This window comes from Ancylobacter sp. (genome assembly GCF_965279025.1).
GTDB lineage: Bacteria > Pseudomonadota > Alphaproteobacteria > Rhizobiales > Xanthobacteraceae > Ancylobacter.
In genome coordinates this window covers 4,691,705-4,711,342 of the sequence record NZ_OZ257132.1, presented here as the reverse complement: position 1 = coordinate 4,711,342, position 19,638 = coordinate 4,691,705, and the positions used below count along the sequence as shown (strand labels likewise).

The following is a 19,638-nucleotide window of genomic DNA, read 5'->3' as shown; positions in this document are numbered from 1 at the left end:
GAGCGCCATGGCCGACAACGTCTTCTTCAATGTCCAGGTGTTGCGGGCCGTGGCTGCGGCTATCGTGGCCTATTATCACCTTCAGGCCATGCTGGCTGGGGTGCATGATATTGTCGATGTGCACTTTGCAGCGATCGGCGTCGATATTTTCTTTGTGATATCCGGTTTTGTCATGTTCATCTCGAATGAGAAGATGGACAAGAGTCCCGTCCTGTTCATGATTTTGCGGATCCTACGCATTGTCCCTCTGTATTGGATTGCAACTTTTGTTCTTGTTGCGTTTTATTTTGTTGGGTTTCGTCCCAACGGTCTTATGATTTTCGATTTTGGTATGTTGATAAAGTCGCTATTTTTTATACAGTCGGAATTTGAGAATGGTCGCCACGACCTGATCCTGTCGCTCGGCTGGACGTTGATCTACGAACTGTTCTTCTATTTTGTTTTCTCCCTCACATTTTTCCTGAGGTCGCCGCTGAAGTCGTTCGTCGCGGTGTCGGTGATTTTCGCGGCCTGCCTGATGGCGGGTGTTCTGTTCCCGAATCTTCCCCGGGGCGTGGCCTATTTTACCAATCCGATCATCGTCGAGTTCCTGTTCGGTGCCGCGCTGGCGCTCGTCGTGATGGCGTGGCGGGACCGGGGGGTGGTGCTGGGAGGCCGCGCCGCCCGCGCGTCGGCCGGGGCTATCCTTCTCGCGCTCGGTTTGGTTCTCGTCATCGAATGGGTGTTCGACGCGGTGCCCACCACCAGCCGGGCGATCGTCTGGGGCGTGCCGGCCCTGATGATCGTGGCCGGGCTGGTCTGCCTGGAATATGCCCGCTACGCGCTGAGGGGACGGGGCGCGCTGCTGCTGGGCGCGGCGAGTTACGCGCTGTATCTCTTTCACCCGGTCATCATGCAGGGTGTCGTCAAGCTGTTCGTGTGGTTCACCCCCGTTTCCGGGAGCGCGGGCGCGCTGCTGGTGGCGGTGGCCGCGCTTGCCGCCGCCGGCCTGGGCGCCGTCATCATTCACCTGACGGTGGAAACGCCGATCCTCGAGGCGGGGCGCCGGCTCACCAGAAGAATGGGCACCTTCCTCGCGCGCCCGCGCTACGGCGTGTGACCGCGGGAGGGGGGCGCTACGCGCAGCCGCTAGATTTTCGGCGGAAGAACGGTCGGCAACGGATTTGAGCGTGGCGCCTTTCGCTCGCGGCGCCTGAACTTGCTCTGATACTCGCGTCTTTGCTTTGTGATTTCGTACAAGACGATGCCTGAACTCGTTCCCAGGTTGAGACTTTCGATCATGCCGAACATCGGAACCGACACGCACATCTCGCTCCGTTCGACCGCAATATCGCTAATGCCCGTCGCTTCACTGCCGAACCAGACTGCGAGCTTGGTGTGGGCCGTGTAGTCGCCCTCATGAAGGAAGATGCTGGTCTTTCCCTTGACATGGGGCGACGTGACGATTGACGTAAAGCCCTTCTTGGCAAGATGGTCGAAGCATTCTTCCGTCGAATCGAAACGTTTCACGAACGTCCATTTGACGGCGGAAACGGATGTCTTGGAAATCGATCCCCGTTCGCGCAAATCCTGCCAGTCGTCAGAGAGAGATCGGCGCGGATCGACCACGTATACCTTCTCGACGCCCAAGGCATTCACGTTACGGATCACCGTGCCGATGTTCTTCACATCAGTTGGATTTTCCAGTACCGCGATCAAATTCTTGCAGCGGAACGGCCTGATCTCATTGGCGCGGGTGCGGACCGATTTCCTCGATGCGGCTTTCTCTTCCATTGTGACCCTGAAGGCTTGGTGACCAGTTTCCATGCCGCGATCCGATGCCACCGGAGACGCGAGCCGATAGGAGAGGGCCATCATTCCACCTGGGGGACGTCGCCGCAAACGCGAGGGACGTCGTGGCTTCGTTTGGCTGGCCCGCCAATCCGGGCTTGCCGCAAGAACAGCATCGGCGGCGGCGCGGGGGAGCCCCGTGCCGTCGCCCCGCTACTGCCGGTACTGCTGGATGCGCGTGGTGCGCAGGCCGGCGAGGCCGTGGCGTTCGATGGACGCCTGCCAGGAAAGAAATTCCTCTGTCGTCAACGTATAGCGGCTGCAGGCTTCCTCAAGGCTGAGGAGCCCGCCACGAACGGCGGCGACCACTTCCGCCTTGCGGCGGATGACCCAGCGCCGGGTGTTCGGCGGGGGCAGATCGGCAATGGTCAGCGGACTTCCGTCCGGCCCGATTACATACTTCACCCTCGGGCGATAGGGTTCTGTCATGTTTCACTCACTCAATACACACGACCAATGCCAGAAGCATAGCGCCAGAGATTTAAATATTCTCCTAAGCGAATCACGTATCGGTGAGAGCTAAGTGCTTGCTGCTTCGTTAATATTTGCGAAGGAGTTTGTTTACTTTTAGTGCCCCAAGGGCAATGGCGCCGGCATCTGTGCGGGAGCATAAGGTTACCGTCCGGCGCAAGGGTGGCGCGGCAGGGTTCATGAAACCGGCATCGTGGCCTATATAGGGGAGCGCCCCGCGCATTATTTTTGTGTTCCTCGGTCCCGCCAGTCCGCCCATGATCTGCCTCGACGACACTCCCCGAGCCCCCAGCCAGACGCGCGTCGTGGTCGCGATGTCGGGCGGCGTGGATTCTTCGGTCGTCGCCGCGCTCTATGCGCAGGCCGGCTATGACGTGCTCGGCGTGACGCTGCAGCTCTACGACCATGGCGAGGCGATGCACCACCGCCCCGGCGCCTGCTGCGCCGGGCAGGACATCTATGACGCCCGCATCGTGGCCGAGAAGCTCGGCATTCCCCATTACGTGCTCGACTATGAGAGCCGCTTCCGCCACGCGGTGATCGAGCGCTTCGCCGATGCCTATGCCGCCGGCGAGACGCCGATTCCCTGCGTCGACTGCAACCGCACGGTAAAGTTCCGCGACCTGCTGGAGACCGCGCGCGACCTCGGCGCCGATATCCTCGCCACCGGCCATTATGTCGCCAGCCGTACGATGGAAGGCGGGCGGCGCGGGCTGTTCCGCCCGCTCGACGAGAGCCGCGACCAGAGCTATTTCCTCTACGCCACCACCCAGGAGCAGATCGACATGCTCCGCTTTCCGCTTGGCGACAGCACCAAGCCGGAGGTGCGGGCGCTGGCCGAGGGCTTCGGGCTGAAGGTGGCGGACAAGCCGGACAGCCAGGACATCTGCTTCGTCCCCAACGGGCATTACACCGCCATCGTCGAGAAGCTGCGCCCAGAAGCCGCCGAGCCGGGCGAGATCGTGCATCTCGATGGGCGGGTGCTGGGCCGCCACGCCGGGGTGATGCGCTACACCATCGGCCAGCGCAAGGGGCTGGGCATCGCCGCCTCCGAGCCGCTCTACGTCGTCGGCATCGATGCCGGCCAGCGTCGAGTGGTGGTAGGCCCGCGCGCGGCGCTCGGCGTTTCCGCCATCCGCATCGACGAGGTGAACTGGCTGGGCGAGGAAACGCTGCAGGCCGCCGCCGCCCGCGAGCGCGAACTGCATGTGAAGGTGCGCTCGGCCCGCGCGCCGGTGCCTGGCCATCTTGCCCCTGCGGAAGGCGGCGGGGTGGAGGTGCGGCTGCACGGTATCGAGGAGGGCGTGGCGCCGGGGCAGGCCTGCGTGTTCTACGCCGATGGCGAGGCCGGCACGCGCATGCTCGGCGGCGGGGTGATCCGCCGGCCGGCGGCGCCGTTCACCACGCTGACACGTGATGTGGAGATGATGGCACGTTCGGCGTGAGTCGGCGTTACGTTGGGGAACGGGCGCGCCTGCCCGGCATTGCGCAAGGGAAGCTGCATGAAGACCGATCTCGATCACGCCACGGTTCAAGAGGCTTACGCCGGCTGGGCCCCGATCTACGATATCGTCTTCGGCGCGGTGTTCGAGCCCGGCCGCAAGGCGGCGCTCCAGGCGGCGGAGCGGATCGGCGGGCGTATCCTCGATTTCGGCGTCGGCACCGGCTTCGCGCTGCCCGCATACAAGCGCACCAATCGCGTGGTCGGGGTCGATATTTCCGAGCCCATGCTGCGCAAGGCACATGAGAAGGTGGCAAAGGAGAGCCTGACCCATGTGGAGGGGCTCTGCCTGATGGACGGCGCCCATATGGGCTTCGCCGACAATTCCTTCGACGTGGTGATGGCGCAGTTCGTCATCACCGTGGTGCCGCATCCGGAAGAGACGCTGGATGAGATGGCCCGCGTGCTGAAGCCGGGCGGCGAGATCATCCTCGTCAACCATCTCGGCGCCGAGGACGGCCCGCGTGCGGTGTTCGAGCGCTGGTTCGCCCGCCGCGCCCGCAAGCTGGGCTGGCGCCCGGAATTCCAGTTCGCCCGGCTGCACAATTGGGCGGTGCGCAACGGCTCGGTGGACCTGCCGGTGAAGCGCGACGTGGCGCTAGGCATGTACACGCTGGTGCGCTTCCGCAAGCCGGCCGAAGCGGAGAGGGCGGCGGACGTGAGCGTCGCGCTGGCGGGGTGAGGGCGGTATTGCCTTCGGGCGGCGGATCGCGGAGGCTCGCGCCCGGTTCCTCCTCCCGCAGCATCGGCAGATCATGGCGTCCGTGTTTCGCGTCCTCGCGCTCGCCTTCCTGGCGTTCGCCCCATCCGCCGTCGGCCTCGCGCAGGAGCAGGGCGCCATCCCGGTGCCGGGCGGCATAAGCTACGAATTCCTCGAAACATGGGATGTCGACCGGCTCAACACGGTGCTGCAGTCGCAGATTCCGGCCTTTGCCGGCATTCCCGTGACCTACACGCCGGCCCGCAACGGCGTGAAGCTCTACCGCGTCACCTATCCCAGCATGATTCCCGAGCGCGGCAACCGGCCGACGGTCGCCACCGGGCTGCTGGCGGTGCCGGACCTGCCGGGCACCGGCTTCCCGATGGTCTCCTACCAGCACGGGACGGTGTACGGAAAACAGGAGGTGCCGTCCTTCATCGCCCAGTCGCCGGAGACGGCGCTGATGGTGGCGCAGTTCGCCGGGCAGGGCTACGTCGTCATCGGCGCGGATTATTTCGGCCTCGGCCTGTCCACCGAGCCGGAAGGCTACATGGTGAAGGCGAGCCACCAGCAGGCGACGGCCGACATGCTGAGCGCCAGCCGCCAGGTGCTGGCGGCGATGAACCTTGCCGCCCCGAAGCTGTTTCTCGCCGGCTGGTCGCAGGGCGGCTTCGTCACCATGGCGCTGCTGGAGAAGCTGGAGACCGACGGCATCGCGGTGAGCGCCACCGCCACCGCCAGCGCGCCGGTCGACATCTTCGTGGCGCTGAGCGGCTTTCTCGACTTCCCCCGCGCCAACGACGCCCCGTGGGTGACGACGCTGTTCATCCTGTCGTCGTTCTCGTTCGAGACTTATTACGGCGTGCCGGGGCTGGCGCGTTCCCTCATCGCCGACGACTATTACGAGGTGGCGCGCAAGGCCTATGCGCGCGAGCCGTTCGACGCCACGGAGATCCCGACCGATCTGCGCAAGCTGATCCGCCCGGCCTATTTCGACGCGCCGTTCTTCGCCGCCTCCGCCTATGGAAGGCTGGTGCTGGCGACTAACGCCTATCGCTGGATCATCCGCACGCCGGTGCGCAACTATTACGGCGAGAGCGACGAGGTCATCACCTCCGGCCTCGGCCAGCTCGCGGCCACCTACCAGCACGCCATCGGCGCCGGAAACCCGGCGGTGGAGGCGATCTCCACCGGCCCCACCACCCACCGAGGCACCTTCGCCACCGCCGTGCCGCAGTGGAAGGCGTGGTTCGACGGGAAGTGAGGGGGCGCCTCATCCCCACCACACCTCCGGCCCCACCGGGACGATGCCTGTGGGGTTGATGGTCTTGTGGCTCTCGTAATAGTGCCGCTTGATGTGGGTGAGGTTCACCGTCTCCTTTACCCCCGGCAAGGCGTGGAACGCCTTCACGAAGCGCGACAGGTTCGGGTAGTCGAAAATCCGGCTGATGTTGCATTTGAAGTGGCCGACATAGACCGGGTCGAAGCGGATCAGCGTGGTGAACAGGCGGATATCGGCCTCGGTCAGCGTCTCGCCCATCAGCCAGTCGCGGCCCTGCAGAAGGGCCTCCAGCGTGTCGAGCTCGGTGAACAGCGCGGTCACCGCCTCTTCATAGACGTCCTGCGCGGTGGCGAAGCCAGCCTTGTAGACGCCGTTGTTCACCGCGTCATAGACCCGCGCATTCAGCGCGTCGATCTCGCCACGCAGGGCAGCGGGGTAATAGTCGTGCCGGTCCTTCGTGAAGGCGTCGAAGGCGGAATTGAGCATGCGGATGATCTCCGCCGACTCGTTGCTGACGATGGTGCCGCCCGTGCGGTCCCACAGCACCGGCACGGTGACGCGGCCGGAAAAGGCGGGATCGGCGGCGAGATAGACTTCGTAGAGCCGCTGCTTGCCGAGCACGCCATCGGTGGTGGCGCCCTCGCTGCGGCGTTCGGCGTGGTCGGCGAAGACCCAGCCTTCCTCGCCCATGAACGGGTCCACCACCGAGACGGAGATGACGTCCTCCAGCCCCTTCAGCGCGCGCATGATGAGGGTGCGGTGCGCCCAGGGGCAGGCGAGCGAGACATAAAGGTGGTAGCGCCCCGCTTCCGCCGGGAAGCCGCCCTCGCCGGAAGGGCCGGGGGCGCCGTCAGCGGTGATCCAGTTGCGGAAGCGGGTCACGGTGCGCTCGAAGCGCCCGCCCGTGCTCTTGGTGTCGTACCATTTGTCCACCCACTTGCCTTCGACCAGCAGTCCCATGTGCCTCTCCTGTTTCGGGCTAGACACTAGGGCGCCGCCGCCGGGAAGCCAGCCTTTCCGCTTGCAGGAAGGACGGGGCGCTCTTGCGAAGATGCCGTCGAAGCCGAAGCCGAAGCCCAGTCCTCAGCGCTCAGCCCTCAGCCCTCAGCGCTCAGCGCTCAGCGCTCAGTCCTCAGCCGGGCCGAGCCGCTTCCAGTACAGCAGGGTGGCGGTGAGCCCGCCATGCGGCTTCAATGCGTAATCGGGAAGGGCGCCCGCGCGCTGGAAGCCCTGCTTCTCGTAGAGCCCGGCGGCGCCTTCCTGTTCCGCCGTGTCGAGCACCAGCAGCGTGCGGCCCTCTGCCCGCGCCAGCCGCTCGGCCTCGATCAGCAGTGCGCGGGCCAGGCCACGGCCGCGAAAGGCGGGGAGGGTCATCATCTTGGCGATCTCGGCCCGATGCGGCTGGTTTTCCGGCAAGGCGAGCAGCAGCGTCACCGTGCTGGCGAGTACGCCTTCGACATAGGCGCCGAGCACGATCCGCTCGCCCCTGGCAGCGGCCTCCAGCGTGGCGCGGGCGAAGGCGCGGGCCTTGTCGGGTGCCACGGGGTGCATGAAGCCGACGGAGCCGCCGCTGCCGACCGTCTCCACCAGCAGGCTGGCGAGGGCGTCGATGGTGGCGGGGTCGGCGGCGAGGGGGCGGATGTCGGAGGCCTGCATGGTGGCGGCGAGCCTAGTCGACGCGGCCACCGGCCGGCAAGGCGCACGCTGTCGGGCAAGGCAATGCTCGACCTCGCGCGCCGCCCGTGCTATCGGGCCCCTCCTGTCGAGGATAGCCCGATGTTCCGGATGCCGGCCCAGCGACGACGAGACGAGCGAGCCCGCCGCGCTTTTGCGCGCGCGTGCCTTTCCGTCCCTGTCTGCCGGCGGCCGTGAAGCACGGTCGCCAGGCGCGGCACGATTGCCGATCCTGAGCGCCGAGAATCCCGATGACCGAGCTTTCCATCTCCCTGCTGCCTGAAAATCCTGCCGACGACGCCGCCATCGAGCGGCTGGTGGCGCGCACCTTCGGCCCCGGCCGCTATGCCCGCACGGCGTATCGGCTGCGCGAGAACAACCCGCACCGGCGCGACCTGTCCTTCACCGCCTATATCGGCACCATGCTGGTCGGCTCGGTGCGGCTGACGCCGATCACCATCGGCGCGCTGCCCGCCCTGCTGCTCGGCCCGCTCACCGTCGAGCCGCCCTTCCGCTCGCACGGCATCGGCCGGCGGCTGGTGGAGCGGGCGCTGGAGGCGGCGAAGGCGACGCTCGCTGGGGAAGGCGCGGCGCGGCTGGTGCTGCTGGTGGGCGACGAGCCCTATTACGGGCGCATGGGCTTCCGGCGGGTGCCGCCGGCGCAGATCACCCTGCCGGGCCCGGTGGACCCGGCGCGGGTGCTCGTCTGCCCGCTCGACGCCACGCCGCTGGACGAGGTGCGCGGGCCCGTGCGCAAGCACCCCGCCGCCGGCCTGCCGCTGCAGGAAAGCGCGTAGCGCAGGGCGGCCGGTCGTCAGCCGCCGGGCCGGCCAGTGCTTCGGCCGATGCCTCTCGGCACGTGCCTCAGAGCGCTTCCAGCAGCGCCCGGTGGAACTCCTCCGGCGCCTCGACCTGGGGCGAGTGGCCCAGCCCGTCGAACGCGATGAGCCGGGCGCCGGGAATGGCCTTGGCGGCCTGCTTGCCGAGCTCCGCATAATTGCCGAGCGACTGCGCGACCTCCTTCGAGGCGCGGTTGGCGCCGGGGGCGGTCTTGTCGTTGGTGCCGACGAACAGCAGGGTCGGCACCGCGATGTTGCCCAACTCGTGGACCACCGGCTGGGTGAAGATCATGTCCGAGGTCTGCGCCTGGTTCCAGGCGACGATTTCCTTACCCGGACCACCGGCAAGGCCGGCGGACATGGCGACCCAGCGGTCATATTCCGGCTTCCACTGGCCGTTGTAATAGAACGTCAGCTGGTAGTTCTTGATGCTGTCGAAGCTGGTCTTCAGCTCGCCCTGGTAGAGCGTGTCGATGGTGGCGTAGGGCACGCCCTTGGCCTGCCAGTCCTCCAGCCCGATGGGGTTGACCAGCACCAGCGTCTCCGTCGCCTGCGGGAAGGAGAGCGCATAGCGCGCCGCCAGCATGCCGCCCATGGAATGGCCCATGATCATCGCCTTCTCGATGCCGAGCGCGGCGAGCAGCTTGTGGGTGTTGTCGGCCAGCTGGTTCAGGCTGAACTGATAGCCCTCCGGCTTGGTCGAGGCGCAGAAGCCGATCTGGTCCGGCGCCACCACCCGGTAGCCGGAACCGGCCAGCGCCTTGATGGTCGCTTCCCAGGTCGCGCCGCAGAAATTCTTGCCGTGCAGCAGCACCACGGTGCGCCCGTTCGGCTCGCCTGTCGGCGCCACGTCCATATAGGCCATGCTGAGCGGCTTGCCCTGCGAGGTGAAATCGAACCGCTTCTGCTCATGGGGATAGGCGAAGCCCTCCAGCTGCGGCCCATAGGTGGGACGGGTGTCGGCAAGGGCGAGGGTGCTCAGGCCGACGAGGGCGGCGGACAGGCAGAAGCGGACGGCATTCACCAGTGTGGGCTCCATGTCTCGGGGGCGCGCCGCGCGAGGGCGCGACGCATGCCTCTGAGACTAGGGCGCCGGGGCGGGTGCGGCGGTCACAAGGCCGGGAGAGGGACGATTTGTCCTCCCCGCCGGGTCGCTCACCGCCCCTCGCGCGCCCAGGCCGCCGCTACGCCGGCGAGCAGGATGAGCAGGCCCGACAGGCCGGCGAACAGCGGAAACAGGCCGAGGCCGCGCACGACGGACACGTCGCGCAAGGCGAGGCCCATCCAGTCCTCGCCGGCGAAGCGATCGCCCGAGCGCACCGCGACGACGCGCGGCACGCCGCCGGCAAGGTCCGCCATGCGCCAGACGCCGCCGCCGGTGGCCTCGATGGTGGGGCGCAGCGTCTGCGTCGTGGAGGTCACCTCGGCGAATTCGCGCGGGTTGAGCGGGCCGATATTGACGAGAGCCGTGTGCGTGCCGTCGCTCGCCCGCCACAGGCCGAGCATGTCGGCCGGGAAGGTGGCGCGGAACAGCCCGGGTGCGACGGAGGCGAGGGTGAGGTTGCGGTTTGTGCCGGTGGGGGTGGTGATCGTCACCGGCGGGGCGGTGTCGCCCATGGTCTGGCGTTCCACGACGATGTCGCCGCCATGGGCGACCATCTTGAGGCGTTCCTCCTCGAGGTCCGGCTCCTTCATCAGCCAGTGCGACAGCCGGCGCAGCAGGTCGATATGCGGCCCGCCGCCGTCATAGCCGCGCGCCCACAGCCAGAAATGATCGGACAGCAGCAGCGCCACGCGCCCCTCGCCGACGCGGTCGAGCAGCACGACGGGCTTGCCGTTCGGCCCGTCCATCACGCTGGTGCCGCGCGCGCCGTCGGTGTCCACCAGGCGGAAAAAGCGCGACCAGGCCGGCGGCTGGCTCTCCGAGCCGGGCAGCGCGCGGGTGACAGGGTGGCGCTGCCCGGCCTGCGTCAGCTGCGGGCGGTAGGCCATCTCGGTCATCTGCCCGGTCGGGCCGGCGGGCAGGATGGAATCGAGCGGGGTGTAATAGACCGATCCCTCGGAGATATAGTCGGTGCCGGCGGCGACCAGCAGCGCGCCGCCTTCCTCCACATAGCGCACGATATTGTCGAAATAGATCATCGGCAGCACGCCCTGCTGGGCGTAGCGGTCGAAGATGATCAGGTCGAAATCCTTGATCTTCTGCTGGAACAGCTCGCGCGTGGGGAAGGCGATGAGCGACAGCTCGTTGATCGGCGTGCCGTCCTGTTTCTCCGGCGGGCGCAGGATGGTGAAGTGGACCAGATCGACATTGGCGTCGGATTTCAACAGGTTGCGCCAGGTGCGCTCGCCCACATGCGGCTCGCCGGACACCAGCAGCACGCGCAGCTTGTCGCGCACCCCGTCAATGGAAACCGCCGCGCGGTTGTTCACGGCGGTCAGCTCGCCCTCCAACCCGGCAGCCTCGATCTCGACGATGTTGGCGCCGGCATGGGCGATCTCGACATCCACCTCGGCCGGCTGGCCGGCGGTAACGATGGGGCGCGCCACCACCTCGCCGTCCCGGCGCACGGTCACGGCAACGCGCGCGCCGGCGGGGGCGCCCTCGTCCTCGACGCGGTAGCCGATGGTCTGGTTCTGCCCGACAATGCCGAAGCGCGGGGTGGAGGTGAGCGCCACGCGGCGGTCGCGCTCGCCTTCCTGCCCGGAAATGATGGCATGCACCGGCGCGCGGAAGCCGAGCGCGGCGATGGTGGCGGGGATGTCATGCACCCGCCCGTCGGTGAGGAAAATGGCACCGGCCACGCGTTCGGGGGGCACATCGGCGAGGCCGGCGGAAAGCGCGGTGAACAGGCGGGTGCCGTCCACCTCGCCGGCACCGCCGCCGGCATCGATGAAGCGTATCTCGGCGCCCTGCTCCTTCAGCCGGGCCAGGCGGGTTTCCAGCTCGGCACGCGCCGCCTGCGTCATCTGCGTGCGGTCGCCGAAATCCTGGCTGGCGCTCTGGTCGACGACGACGGCAACGACGGTGGAGAGCGGCTCGCGTTCCTCCCGCGTCAGCGAGGGGTTGGCGAGCGCCAGCACGGCGAGCGCAATCGCCAGCGCCCGCAGCAGCGAGCCGCGGGTGCGCGAGACGATGACCAGCAGCGCCACGGCGCCGGCCAGCACGGCGGCGGCGATCAGCCAGGGCAGCGGGATCAGCGGATCGAAGGCGAGGCCGAAATTCATGAGGGTTTAGCCCTTGTGCCCGTCATGGCCGGGCTTGGCCCGGCCATCCACGTCTTGTCCCGGCCGGCTCGACCAAAGGCGTGGATGCCCGGCCCAGAGCCAGGCATGACGGCCTTCCTAAGCATGACGGCGTCCTGGAAAACGGAAGCCTGCCTCACTGTCCCAGCCTTTCGAGCAGTGCCGGCACGTGGACCTGGTCGGCCTTGTAGTTGCCGGTCAGCACATACATGACGAGGTTGGCCCCGGCGCGGTAGGCGAGTTCGCGCTGGCGCGGGCCGCCATCGGAAACCGGCAGCATCGGCTGGCCGAGATCGTCCACCGCCCAGGCGCCGGCGAGGTCGTTGGAGGTGATGACCACGGGCGAGACGCCGTCACCGGCGCGGGCCGGGCGTTCGTCGGCCTCGTCGGCGGCCGGCAGCGCTTCCACCCAGGTGGTGCCGCCGGTGAAGCGGCCGGGGAAGTCGCGCAGCAGGTAGAACGCCTTGGTGAGCACGTGGTCGCGCGGCACCGGCTCCAGCTCGGGTATATCGAGGCCCGACAGGATGGCGCGCAGCGTCTCATTGGCCGGCGAGCCGGCGCCGGTTGAGCCGGGCAGGGTGGTTTCGGCGTCGCGCGTGTCGAAGATGACGGTGCCGCCCTGCTTCATGAAGCCGTCGATGCGGGCCAGCGTCTCCGGGCTCGGGCGGTCGGTGCCGGGGACGATCGGCCAGTAGAGCAGCGGGAAGAAGGAGAGTTCGTCGCGCGCGACGTCCACGCCCATCGGCTCGCCCGCCTCCAGCGCCGTGCGCTGGCCGAGGAATTCGGTGAGGCCCTTCAAGCCGGCGCGGCTGATGGCGTCGGTGTCGGCATCGCCGGTGACGACATAGGCGAGGCGGGTCGAACTGGTCGCCTGGGTGGCGAAGTCGATCTCGCCCTGCGTCATCGGCTTTTCCGGCGCGGGGGCCGTGGCGGTGGGCGGGGCAGGCGCTGACTGGGCAGGAGTTGACTGGGCTTGCGCGGACTGGGCAGGCGCGGACTGGGCTTGCGCGCTGCCGGGTTGCGCGACGGCGAGGCAGAGCATCAGGAGCAGGGCGGCCGCGCCGCCGGCGGCGCGCCGCGCGGTGAGGCGGGAAAAGCCGCCGGCGAGCAGGAACACGATCATCGCATCGACCAGCAGCAAAGCGAGCAGCGCCACCAGCAGGGGCGCGCGCAGATCGCGCGGCGTGCTGTCGCGATACGGCTCCAGCCGGCCGAGGCCGGTGAGGTCGAGCGCCACCAGCCGGTCGCGCGGCAGCAGCGCGTTCACCGCCACCAGCCCGTCCGGCGGGCCGTAGAAGCCCGGCGGGTGATCGGCGCTGGCGCGGTCGCGATAGCCGACCGGGATGGCCTTGGCGGTCGGCATGGTCGGGCGGAAGGCGCCGAAGCCGTCGAGCAGGCGGGTGGGGGCAAGGGTCTCGCCGTTCAGCACCGGCGCCCCGGTGCTGTCGGCCGATGCCTCGCTGGCGGTGGAACCGCCAAGCGACACCACGCGGCGCAGCATCTCGACGAAGGCGCCGGACAGCGGCAGGTTCGACCACGAGGTGTCGGCGGTGACATGGAACAGCACCAGCGTGCCGGCGCCGCGCCGCTCGCCGGTGACCAGCGGCGTGCCGTCCGACAGCGTCGCCCAGGTGCGGGCGGCGAGCAGGCCGTCCGGCTCGGCCAGCACCTGGCGCTGCACCGTGATGTCGTTCGGCACCGGCACGTCGCGGAAGGGCCCTTCGGCGGAGAAGCCGCCGAGCGACTGCGGCTGCTCCCAGGACAGTGAGCCGCCGAGCACGCGCCCGCCGCGCCGCAGCGTCACCGGCACGAGGTTGTCGGTGCCATTGGCAAGGCGCGGGCCGGCGAAGCGGACGAGCACGCCGCCGCCCTCGACCCAGCGGGCCAGGCGGGACTGCGTCTCCGGCGGCAGGGTGCCGACATCGGAGAGGATGATGACCGGCAGCTTGGCGTCGATGAAGCGGTCCACCGCCTCGGGGGTCGAGGCGCCCTCGGCGGAGCGGATGTCGGCGAAGGGGGCGAGCGCCCGCGTCAGGTAATAGGAGGGCGCGAGCAGCGGCTGGCGCTGGTCGGCGGCGACGCCGGAGACGACGCCCACCGCGCGGCGGCGCCAGCGCTTGTCGAGCAGTTGCACCGCGCCGGCCGAGGCCTCGTCGCGAATGTCGAGGCGGGCGACCTCGTTGCGGATCTCCACCGGCAGGTCGAAGCGCGCCTCGGTCTCGGTAGCGCCGGGCTCGAAGGCGAAGGGCGTCTCGCCGAGGGCCAGCCCGCGCATGTCGAAGGCCCGCACCGTGCCCGCGCGGGGCGAGGTCTGGCGGTCGGCGCGCAGCACCTTCACGGTGAGCGCATCGACGGCGTTGTCGGCGGAGGCCAGTGCCAGCGGCTCGGACACGCCTTCGGCCAGCGTGGTGAGCGGCCGGTCGCCCACCGTGGCGAGAAGGTCCGCCGGGGCGGTCGTGGCGCCGTCGAGGGCGACGCCGTCGGAGAGATAGATCACGCTCGCCTGCGGGGCGGCGGCGAGCGCCTTGGCGAGGCTGGCGAGCGCGCCGGCGCGCTCCGGCACGAACGGCACGGGGGCGAGGGTGCGCAGGCGCTCGCGCGCCTCGTTCGGGGCCATCACGCGCGGCTCCAGCGGCGGCTCGCCGGTGGGGATGAGAATGACGCCGCGCCCGTCGAGATCGGCATCCGCCACCACGCCTTCGGCGCTGGCGCGGCGGGCGGCCCAGCCGGCGGCGGCCGGCCAGCCGGAATCGATCAGCAGCACCACCGGGCCGGAAGAGGCGGGGCCGGCGACGGGCGGATTCCAGATTGGCCCCGCTGCGGCGAAGATGATGATGGCGGCGAGCAGCAGGCGCAGCACGGTGAGCCACCAGGGCGTGCGGGCCGGGGTCTCTTCCTTCGGCGGAATGTCGAGCAGAAGCCGCATCGGCGCGAAGGCGATGCGGCGCGGGCGCGGCGGCACCAGGCGCAGCAGGAACCACAGCAGCGGCAGGGCGGCGAGCGCGGTCAGCAGCAGCGGCGTGGCGAAGGCGAGGGGCAGCCCGAACAGACCGGTCATGCGGCGTGCCCCGTCTGGTCGGAGGAAAGGGCATCGGCCGCGCCCTCGCGCGGCGGCACGGCGCCGTGGCCGCCGCTCATGCGGGCATGCAGCGCCAGCAGAACTTCGCTGGCCGGCCGGTCGGTGCGGTGGACGAGGAAGCTCCAGCTGCGCCGCTCCGCCTCGCGGCGGATGGCCTCGCGATGGGCGGAGACGCGGGCGACATATTCGCCCCGCACCGTCTCGGCCCGGCCGATGGTGAGGGTGGCGCCGCTCTCGGGCTCGCGGAACTCGACGCGGCCGGAATAGGGGAAGGTCTCTTCCGCCGGATCGCAGACCTGCACGACGTGGCCGTGCGCGCCGGAGGCGGCGACCCCGGCGAGGCTGGCGACGACCTCGCGCGTCGGGCTCCACAGATCGCCAAGCAGCACCACTTCCGCCAGCGGCGAGGGGGAAAAGGCCGGCGGCAGGCTCTGCGGCAGGCTGGCGGCGTGGACCAGCGATTCCGCCATCTTCTCGACGATGCGGCGCGAGGCAGATGGGGTCATCACCCCGGGAATGCCGACCCGCTCGCCGCCGCGCACCAGCAGTTCCGCCAGGGCGAAGGCGAGAATGAGGGCGCGGTCGCGCTTGGTCTCCCACACCAAAGGCGAGGCGAAGACCATGGAAGCGGACAGGTCCGGCCAGATCCACACCGTGTGGGCGGCTTCCCATTCCCGCTCGCGCACATACAGATGGTCGTCGCGGGCCGAGCGGCGCCAGTCGACGCGGTTCGAGGGCTCGCCATCGTTGAAGCGGCGGTACTGCCAGAAATTCTCGCCGGTGCCGGCGCGGCGGCGCCCATGCAGGCCGTGATAGACGCTTGCCGCGATGCGGCGCGCCTCCAGCACCAGCCGGGGCATGGCCGCCACGAGACCGGCGGCGTCCTGCGCGGCGCTTCGTACGGCGGTATCGGCGTCGAATTCCACCCGATCAGGCCCTCATCACTCGTTCACGCGGCAGGTGCCGCAGGCAATGCAATCCATCCGCCATGCACCGAAACTCAACAGCCTCAGCCGATACGCTTGGCCAGCTTGGCGATGACGCCCGGCACGGTCTCGCCATCGGCGCGGGCGGCGAAGGTGAGCGCCATGCGGTGCTTGAGGATCGGCTCGGCCAGCGCCACCACATCGTCGATCGAGGGGGCGTAGCGCCCGTCGAGCAGCGCGCGGGCACGCACCGCCAGCATCAGCGATTGCGAGGCGCGAGGGCCGGGGCCCCAGGAGATGAACTTGGAGAGGTCGCCGGCCTCGGACCCCGGACGCGCCGAGCGGACGAGGGTGAGGATGGCCTCGACCACCGACTCGCCCACGGGAAGGCGGCGCACCAGGCGCTGCGCGGCGGCGAGCTCTTCCGCATTCATTACCGCGCGCGGCTTGGTCTCTTCCGCGCTGGTGGTGTCGAACAGGATCTTCCGCTCCGAATCGCGGTCGGGATAATCGACGTCGATTTCCATGAGGAAGCGGTCGAGCTGCGCCTCGGGCAGGGGATAGGTGCCCTCCTGCTCCAGCGGGTTCTGCGTCGCCAGCACGTGGAAGGGCTTGGGCAGGTCATGGCGCACGCCGGCCACGGTCACATGGCCTTCCTGCATCGATTGCAGCAGCGCCGACTGGGTGCGCGGCGAGGCGCGGTTGATCTCGTCCGCCATCAGCAACTGGGCGAAGACCGGGCCGGGGATGAAGCGGAAGGAGCGCCGTCCGCCGGCGCTTTCCTCCAGCACCTCGGCGCCGAGAATGTCGGAGGGCATGAGGTCGGGCGTGAACTGCACGCGCCGGGCGTCGAGGCCGAGCACGGTGCCGAGCGTCTCCACCAGCTTGGTCTTGGCGAGGCCCGGCACGCCCACCAGCAGGCCGTGGCCGCCGGACAGCAGGGTAATGAGCGTGCGCTCGACCACGGCCTCCTGGCCGAAGATGACCGCGCCGATGCCGGCGCGCGCGGCCCGCACATTGGCGGCCGTGGATTCCGCCGAGCGGATGATCATGTCGTCGAGGGATTCGAAATTCTCGCCGGTGGCGGACGTCATGCCGTTCTCCTGCAATCCCAAATCCCGGAGCGGGCGAACCCACGGCGAGACCATCCATGCCCAGCCCTGCCAGCTATTGTGCATTGCAACACGAGCTTTGCAATGCACCTGTCCGGAACCGTCAGTGCCGGATCCGTGTGGCGGCCAGGGCTTTCGAAGCGCCAACCTTACGCTATCCTGCAACCGCGTCGACTATCGGGCGGGGGATCACGACTGCGCGATTGCGCTTGTGTGACAAGGATATGCCCATGAATTCAGCATCTTCCGGCCGGTTTGACGAATTGATGCGGTCGGTGGGTAACGGGGAGGTGCGCGCCCTGCCGCCCGTGGAGCGCTGGAATCCGCCCGATTGTGGCGAAATCGACATCGTGATCGACCGCCACGGCGTGTGGCACCATGAGGGCCGGCCGATCCCGCGCCCGGGGCTGGTGCGCCTCTTCGCCTCGGTGCTGAGGCGCGAGGGCGAGCGCCATGTGCTGGTGACGCCGGCCGAGAAGCTAGGCATCACGGTGGAGGACGCGCCGTTCCTCGCCGTCGACATGGCGGTTGAGCCGGCGGTGGAGCCGGGCGAGGGGGAGCCCCGCCTGGTGTTCCGCACCAATCTCGACGACCTCGTCGCCTGCGACGGCGAGCATCCGCTGCGCATCGAGACGCGGGCGGATGGCGAGCCGAGACCCTATCTATATGTGCGTCGCGGCCTTTGGGCGCGGCTGACGCGCGCCGTCTTCCTCGATCTCGCCGAACGGGCGGAGGCACGCGTGGTAGAAGGGCGGCCCGTGTTCGGCGTCGCCTCCGGCGGGGCGTTCTTCGCCCTCGCGCCGGCCGAGAGCGTGAAAGAGGATTGATGAACGGTGTGTCCGTGAACCTGTTGCCCGAGTTGCCAGCCGCCGCCGCCGAGGCGCCGTTCGACCTCGATGATTTTCTCGCCCGTGCCCGCACGCGCCTGCTTGCGGTGCCGGACCTGCATGGCGACCCGGTGCGCGGCGACCATGAGCTGACGCCGGAATTCCGCGCCCTTGTCGACGCGCTGCCGGCGCGTGGGGCGGCGGTGCTGGTGCCGATCGTCGCCCGCGAACGGCCGACCGTGCTGCTGACGCTGCGTTCCGCGCACCTCTCCAGCCATGCGGCGCAGATAGCCTTTCCCGGCGGCAAGATCGACCCGCAGGATGACGGCCCGCTCGGCGCGGCGCTGCGCGAGGCGCAGGAGGAGGTGGGGCTGGCGCCGCGCCTGGTGACGCCGCTCGGCTATCTCGACGCCTATCTCTCTCGCACCGGCTACCGCATCGTTCCCGTGGTCGGGCTGGTGCAGCCGGATTTCGGCCTGACGCTCAATCCCGGCGAGGTGGACGAGGCGTTCGAGGTGCCGCTGGATTTCCTGATGCGCCCCGGCAACCACCAGCGCGAGAGCCGCGAATGGCTCGGCATGATGCGCACCTTTCACGCCATGACCTATGAGAAGCGACGCATCTGGGGCATCACCGCCGGCATATTGCGCAGCCTCTATGAGAGGATCTACGCCTGATGGCCCGCATGATCGCCCAGTTCGCCCTGTTCCTGCTGCCCTTCGTCGCCTTCGCGCTTTACCTGCGCTACGGCCGGAAGGTGGATTCGTGGCTCTCCGGATGGACGCTGCGGGCGTTGATCGGCTGCTCGATCGTTGCCGTGCTGCTGGTGGCGCTCAGCCTCCTCTTTCTCGAATCCTCGACCCGTGGGCCGACCACCGGCCGCTATGTGCCGCCGACCTGGGAAAACGGCGTGCTGGTGCCGGGGCACCTGGAATGAATCCGCTGCTCGACGGCCGGCCGGGTCTGGCCCGGGTGCTCGACGCGCTTGACGGTGACGGGGAGGAGGCGCGCATCGTCGGCGGCGCGGTGCGCGACTGGCTGACCGGACGCGGCAAGCGCTCCGATATCGACATCGCCACCACCGCCTTGCCCGAGGAGGTGACCCGCCGCGCCAAGGCCGCCGGGCTGAAGCCGGTGCCCACCGGCATCGAGCATGGCACGGTAACGGTGGTCGCGCAGGGCGAGCCCTATGAGGTGACGACGCTGCGCGAGGATGTGGAGACCGACGGGCGCCGCGCCCGCGTCGTCTTCGGCCGCGACTGGGCGCATGACGCGCAGCGGCGCGACTTCACCATGAACGCGCTCTATCTCACCCGATCCGGCGAACTGGTGGACCTCGTCGGCGGCGAGGCCGATGCCAGGGCGGGCCGCGTGCGCTTCATCGGCGATGCCGACACCCGCATCCGCGAGGATTATCTGCGCATATTGCGTCTCTTCCGCTTCCACGCCGTGGTCGGGCAGGGGCCGCTCGACGCCGCCGCGCTGGCGGCCGCGATCCGCAACCGCGAGGGGCTGGCACAGCTCTCGCGCGAGCGGGTGCGGGCGGAACTGATGAAGCTGCTGGTCGCGCCGCGCGCCGCTGAAACGCTGGCGCAGATGGCGGAAGCCGGCCTGCTGGCGCCGGTGCTCGGGCGGGAGGGCGACGTCGCCACCCTGGCCCGGCTGGCCGACATCGAGGCGGCGCTCGGCCTGGCGCCGGACGCGGTGCGCCGGCTCGGCGCGCTCGCCGTGCGGGAGGAGGCCGACGGGGAGGCGCTGCGCGAGGGGCTGCGGCTCTCCAATGCCGAGGCGTTGCGGCTCCTCGCGCTCGCCGGCCCCGCACCGACGCCCGGCATGTGCGAGAAGGGCCAGAGGGCGTTTCTCTACCGCATGGGGCGCGAGGCGTTTCAGGACCGCGCACTCATCGCTTTCGCCCGCTCCGGCGCACCGCCTGACACGGAAGGCTGGCGCGCGCTGGCGGCGCTGGCGGCAGACGCGCCGATTCCGCATTTTCCGCTGAAGGCAGCGGATTTCATCGCCCGCGGCCTCGCCCCCGGCCCGGCGCTCGGTGCCGCGCTGAAGCGTGCCGAGGAGGCGTGGATCGAGGCGGGCTTCCCGATGGGGGGCGACGCGCTGGAGGCGGTCATCGCGGCGGCGGCGGAGTAGGCCGGG

At 69.1% G+C, this 19,638-nt stretch carries 18 protein-coding genes; 9 read left to right on the top strand and 9 right to left on the bottom strand.

What is annotated here, in order from left to right:
* The first annotated feature begins 7 nt into the window (after nt 1-7).
* A complete protein-coding gene (locus ACQY76_RS21950) occupies nt 8-1,099 on the top strand; it encodes an acyltransferase family protein (RefSeq protein WP_428030801.1) in 1,092 nt (363 codons plus the stop codon).
* A gap of 29 nt (nt 1,100-1,128) precedes the next feature.
* On the opposite strand, the gene ACQY76_RS21945 is transcribed toward ACQY76_RS21950, so the two are convergent.
* Nucleotides 1,129-1,806, bottom strand: a complete 678-nt coding sequence (locus ACQY76_RS21945) for a TrmH family RNA methyltransferase (protein WP_428030800.1) — start codon at nt 1,804-1,806, stop codon at nt 1,129-1,131.
* Between the two features lie 177 nt (nt 1,807-1,983).
* Nucleotides 1,984-2,259, bottom strand: a complete 276-nt coding sequence (locus tag ACQY76_RS21940; RefSeq protein ID WP_018963919.1) for a DUF1153 domain-containing protein — start codon at nt 2,257-2,259, stop codon at nt 1,984-1,986.
* A gap of 299 nt (nt 2,260-2,558) precedes the next feature.
* Between ACQY76_RS21940 and mnmA the strand changes: the two genes are divergently transcribed.
* From mnmA to ACQY76_RS21925, 3 genes are all read left to right on the top strand, one after another.
* Nucleotides 2,559-3,746, top strand: coding sequence for a tRNA 2-thiouridine(34) synthase MnmA (mnmA, locus tag ACQY76_RS21935; RefSeq protein ID WP_428030799.1), 1,188 nt, complete (start codon nt 2,559-2,561; stop codon nt 3,744-3,746).
* 57 nt (nt 3,747-3,803) lie between these two features.
* The gene (locus ACQY76_RS21930) at nt 3,804-4,484 is read left to right on the top strand and encodes a class I SAM-dependent methyltransferase (RefSeq protein WP_428030798.1); all 681 of its coding nucleotides are present in this window, start codon (nt 3,804-3,806) and stop codon (nt 4,482-4,484) included.
* Nucleotides 4,485-4,557: 73 nt separating this feature from the next.
* Entirely contained in the window at nt 4,558-5,766 is a 1,209-nt protein-coding gene (locus tag ACQY76_RS21925) for an alpha/beta hydrolase family protein (protein WP_428030797.1), read from the top strand.
* A gap of 9 nt (nt 5,767-5,775) precedes the next feature.
* On the opposite strand, the gene ACQY76_RS21920 is transcribed toward ACQY76_RS21925, so the two are convergent.
* Both ACQY76_RS21920 and ACQY76_RS21915 read right to left on the bottom strand, forming a co-directional pair.
* A complete protein-coding gene (locus ACQY76_RS21920; RefSeq protein ID WP_428030796.1) occupies nt 5,776-6,744 on the bottom strand; it encodes a glutathione S-transferase family protein in 969 nt (322 codons plus the stop codon).
* A gap of 165 nt (nt 6,745-6,909) precedes the next feature.
* The gene (locus ACQY76_RS21915; RefSeq protein WP_428030795.1) at nt 6,910-7,440 is read right to left on the bottom strand and encodes a GNAT family N-acetyltransferase; all 531 of its coding nucleotides are present in this window, start codon (nt 7,438-7,440) and stop codon (nt 6,910-6,912) included.
* A gap of 269 nt (nt 7,441-7,709) precedes the next feature.
* Here ACQY76_RS21915 and ACQY76_RS21910 point away from each other — a divergent pair, with 269 nt between their 5' ends.
* Complete coding sequence (locus ACQY76_RS21910) at nt 7,710-8,255, top strand: GNAT family N-acetyltransferase (protein ID WP_428030794.1); 546 nt, start codon at nt 7,710-7,712, stop codon at nt 8,253-8,255.
* Nucleotides 8,256-8,322: 67 nt separating this feature from the next.
* Here the strand turns inward: ACQY76_RS21910 and ACQY76_RS21905 are convergent, their stop codons facing one another.
* From ACQY76_RS21905 to ACQY76_RS21885, 5 genes are all read right to left on the bottom strand, one after another.
* Complete coding sequence (locus tag ACQY76_RS21905) at nt 8,323-9,321, bottom strand: alpha/beta fold hydrolase (protein WP_428030793.1); 999 nt, start codon at nt 9,319-9,321, stop codon at nt 8,323-8,325.
* A 131-nt stretch (nt 9,322-9,452) separates the two neighbouring features.
* Entirely contained in the window at nt 9,453-11,525 is a 2,073-nt protein-coding gene (locus tag ACQY76_RS21900; RefSeq protein WP_428030792.1) for a hypothetical protein, read from the bottom strand.
* Between the two features lie 154 nt (nt 11,526-11,679).
* Complete coding sequence (locus tag ACQY76_RS21895) at nt 11,680-14,601, bottom strand: DUF4159 domain-containing protein (RefSeq protein ID WP_428030791.1); 2,922 nt, start codon at nt 14,599-14,601, stop codon at nt 11,680-11,682.
* Nucleotides 14,598-15,548, bottom strand: coding sequence for a DUF58 domain-containing protein (locus ACQY76_RS21890; RefSeq protein ID WP_428030790.1), 951 nt, complete (start codon nt 15,546-15,548; stop codon nt 14,598-14,600). The genes ACQY76_RS21895 and ACQY76_RS21890 overlap by 4 nt, the downstream gene beginning before the upstream one ends.
* A gap of 83 nt (nt 15,549-15,631) precedes the next feature.
* Nucleotides 15,632-16,642: an AAA family ATPase gene (locus ACQY76_RS21885; protein ID WP_428030789.1), complete on the bottom strand. Its 1,011-nt coding sequence runs from the start codon at nt 16,640-16,642 to the stop codon at nt 15,632-15,634.
* Nucleotides 16,643-16,890: 248 nt separating this feature from the next.
* Between ACQY76_RS21885 and ACQY76_RS21880 the strand changes: the two genes are divergently transcribed.
* The 4 genes from ACQY76_RS21880 to ACQY76_RS21865 are packed head-to-tail and all read left to right on the top strand — an operon-like array spanning nt 16,891 to nt 19,632.
* Nucleotides 16,891-17,487: a DUF1285 domain-containing protein gene (locus ACQY76_RS21880; protein WP_428030788.1), complete on the top strand. Its 597-nt coding sequence runs from the start codon at nt 16,891-16,893 to the stop codon at nt 17,485-17,487.
* Nucleotides 17,487-18,164: a CoA pyrophosphatase gene (locus ACQY76_RS21875; RefSeq protein WP_428030787.1), complete on the top strand. Its 678-nt coding sequence runs from the start codon at nt 17,487-17,489 to the stop codon at nt 18,162-18,164. The genes ACQY76_RS21880 and ACQY76_RS21875 overlap by 1 nt, the downstream gene beginning before the upstream one ends.
* Nucleotides 18,164-18,424: a DUF6111 family protein gene (locus tag ACQY76_RS21870; RefSeq protein WP_428030786.1), complete on the top strand. Its 261-nt coding sequence runs from the start codon at nt 18,164-18,166 to the stop codon at nt 18,422-18,424. The genes ACQY76_RS21875 and ACQY76_RS21870 overlap by 1 nt, the downstream gene beginning before the upstream one ends.
* Nucleotides 18,421-19,632: a CCA tRNA nucleotidyltransferase gene (locus tag ACQY76_RS21865; protein ID WP_428030785.1), complete on the top strand. Its 1,212-nt coding sequence runs from the start codon at nt 18,421-18,423 to the stop codon at nt 19,630-19,632. The genes ACQY76_RS21870 and ACQY76_RS21865 overlap by 4 nt, the downstream gene beginning before the upstream one ends.
* Nucleotides 19,633-19,638 lie beyond the last annotated feature (6 nt).

What these genes read in the sequence shown, in the direction of transcription:
- ACQY76_RS21950 (WP_428030801.1), top strand. Translation starts at nt 8, where the DNA reads ATGGCCGACAACGTCTTCTTCAATGTCCAGGTGTTGCGGGCCGTGGCT.
- ACQY76_RS21945 (WP_428030800.1), bottom strand. Translation starts at nt 1,806, where the DNA reads ATGGAAACTGGTCACCAAGCCTTCAGGGTCACAATGGAAGAGAAAGCC.
- ACQY76_RS21940 (WP_018963919.1), bottom strand. Translation starts at nt 2,259, where the DNA reads ATGACAGAACCCTATCGCCCGAGGGTGAAGTATGTAATCGGGCCGGAC.
- mnmA (WP_428030799.1), top strand. Translation starts at nt 2,559, where the DNA reads ATGATCTGCCTCGACGACACTCCCCGAGCCCCCAGCCAGACGCGCGTC.
- ACQY76_RS21930 (WP_428030798.1), top strand. Translation starts at nt 3,804, where the DNA reads ATGAAGACCGATCTCGATCACGCCACGGTTCAAGAGGCTTACGCCGGC.
- ACQY76_RS21925 (WP_428030797.1), top strand. Translation starts at nt 4,558, where the DNA reads ATGGCGTCCGTGTTTCGCGTCCTCGCGCTCGCCTTCCTGGCGTTCGCC.
- ACQY76_RS21920 (WP_428030796.1), bottom strand. Translation starts at nt 6,744, where the DNA reads ATGGGACTGCTGGTCGAAGGCAAGTGGGTGGACAAATGGTACGACACC.
- ACQY76_RS21915 (WP_428030795.1), bottom strand. Translation starts at nt 7,440, where the DNA reads ATGCAGGCCTCCGACATCCGCCCCCTCGCCGCCGACCCCGCCACCATC.
- ACQY76_RS21910 (WP_428030794.1), top strand. Translation starts at nt 7,710, where the DNA reads ATGACCGAGCTTTCCATCTCCCTGCTGCCTGAAAATCCTGCCGACGAC.
- ACQY76_RS21900 (WP_428030792.1), bottom strand. Translation starts at nt 11,525, where the DNA reads ATGAATTTCGGCCTCGCCTTCGATCCGCTGATCCCGCTGCCCTGGCTG.
- ACQY76_RS21895 (WP_428030791.1), bottom strand. Translation starts at nt 14,601, where the DNA reads ATGACCGGTCTGTTCGGGCTGCCCCTCGCCTTCGCCACGCCGCTGCTG.
- ACQY76_RS21885 (WP_428030789.1), bottom strand. Translation starts at nt 16,642, where the DNA reads ATGACGTCCGCCACCGGCGAGAATTTCGAATCCCTCGACGACATGATC.
- ACQY76_RS21880 (WP_428030788.1), top strand. Translation starts at nt 16,891, where the DNA reads ATGAATTCAGCATCTTCCGGCCGGTTTGACGAATTGATGCGGTCGGTG.
- ACQY76_RS21875 (WP_428030787.1), top strand. Translation starts at nt 17,487, where the DNA reads ATGAACGGTGTGTCCGTGAACCTGTTGCCCGAGTTGCCAGCCGCCGCC.
- ACQY76_RS21870 (WP_428030786.1), top strand. Translation starts at nt 18,164, where the DNA reads ATGGCCCGCATGATCGCCCAGTTCGCCCTGTTCCTGCTGCCCTTCGTC.
- ACQY76_RS21865 (WP_428030785.1), top strand. Translation starts at nt 18,421, where the DNA reads ATGAATCCGCTGCTCGACGGCCGGCCGGGTCTGGCCCGGGTGCTCGAC.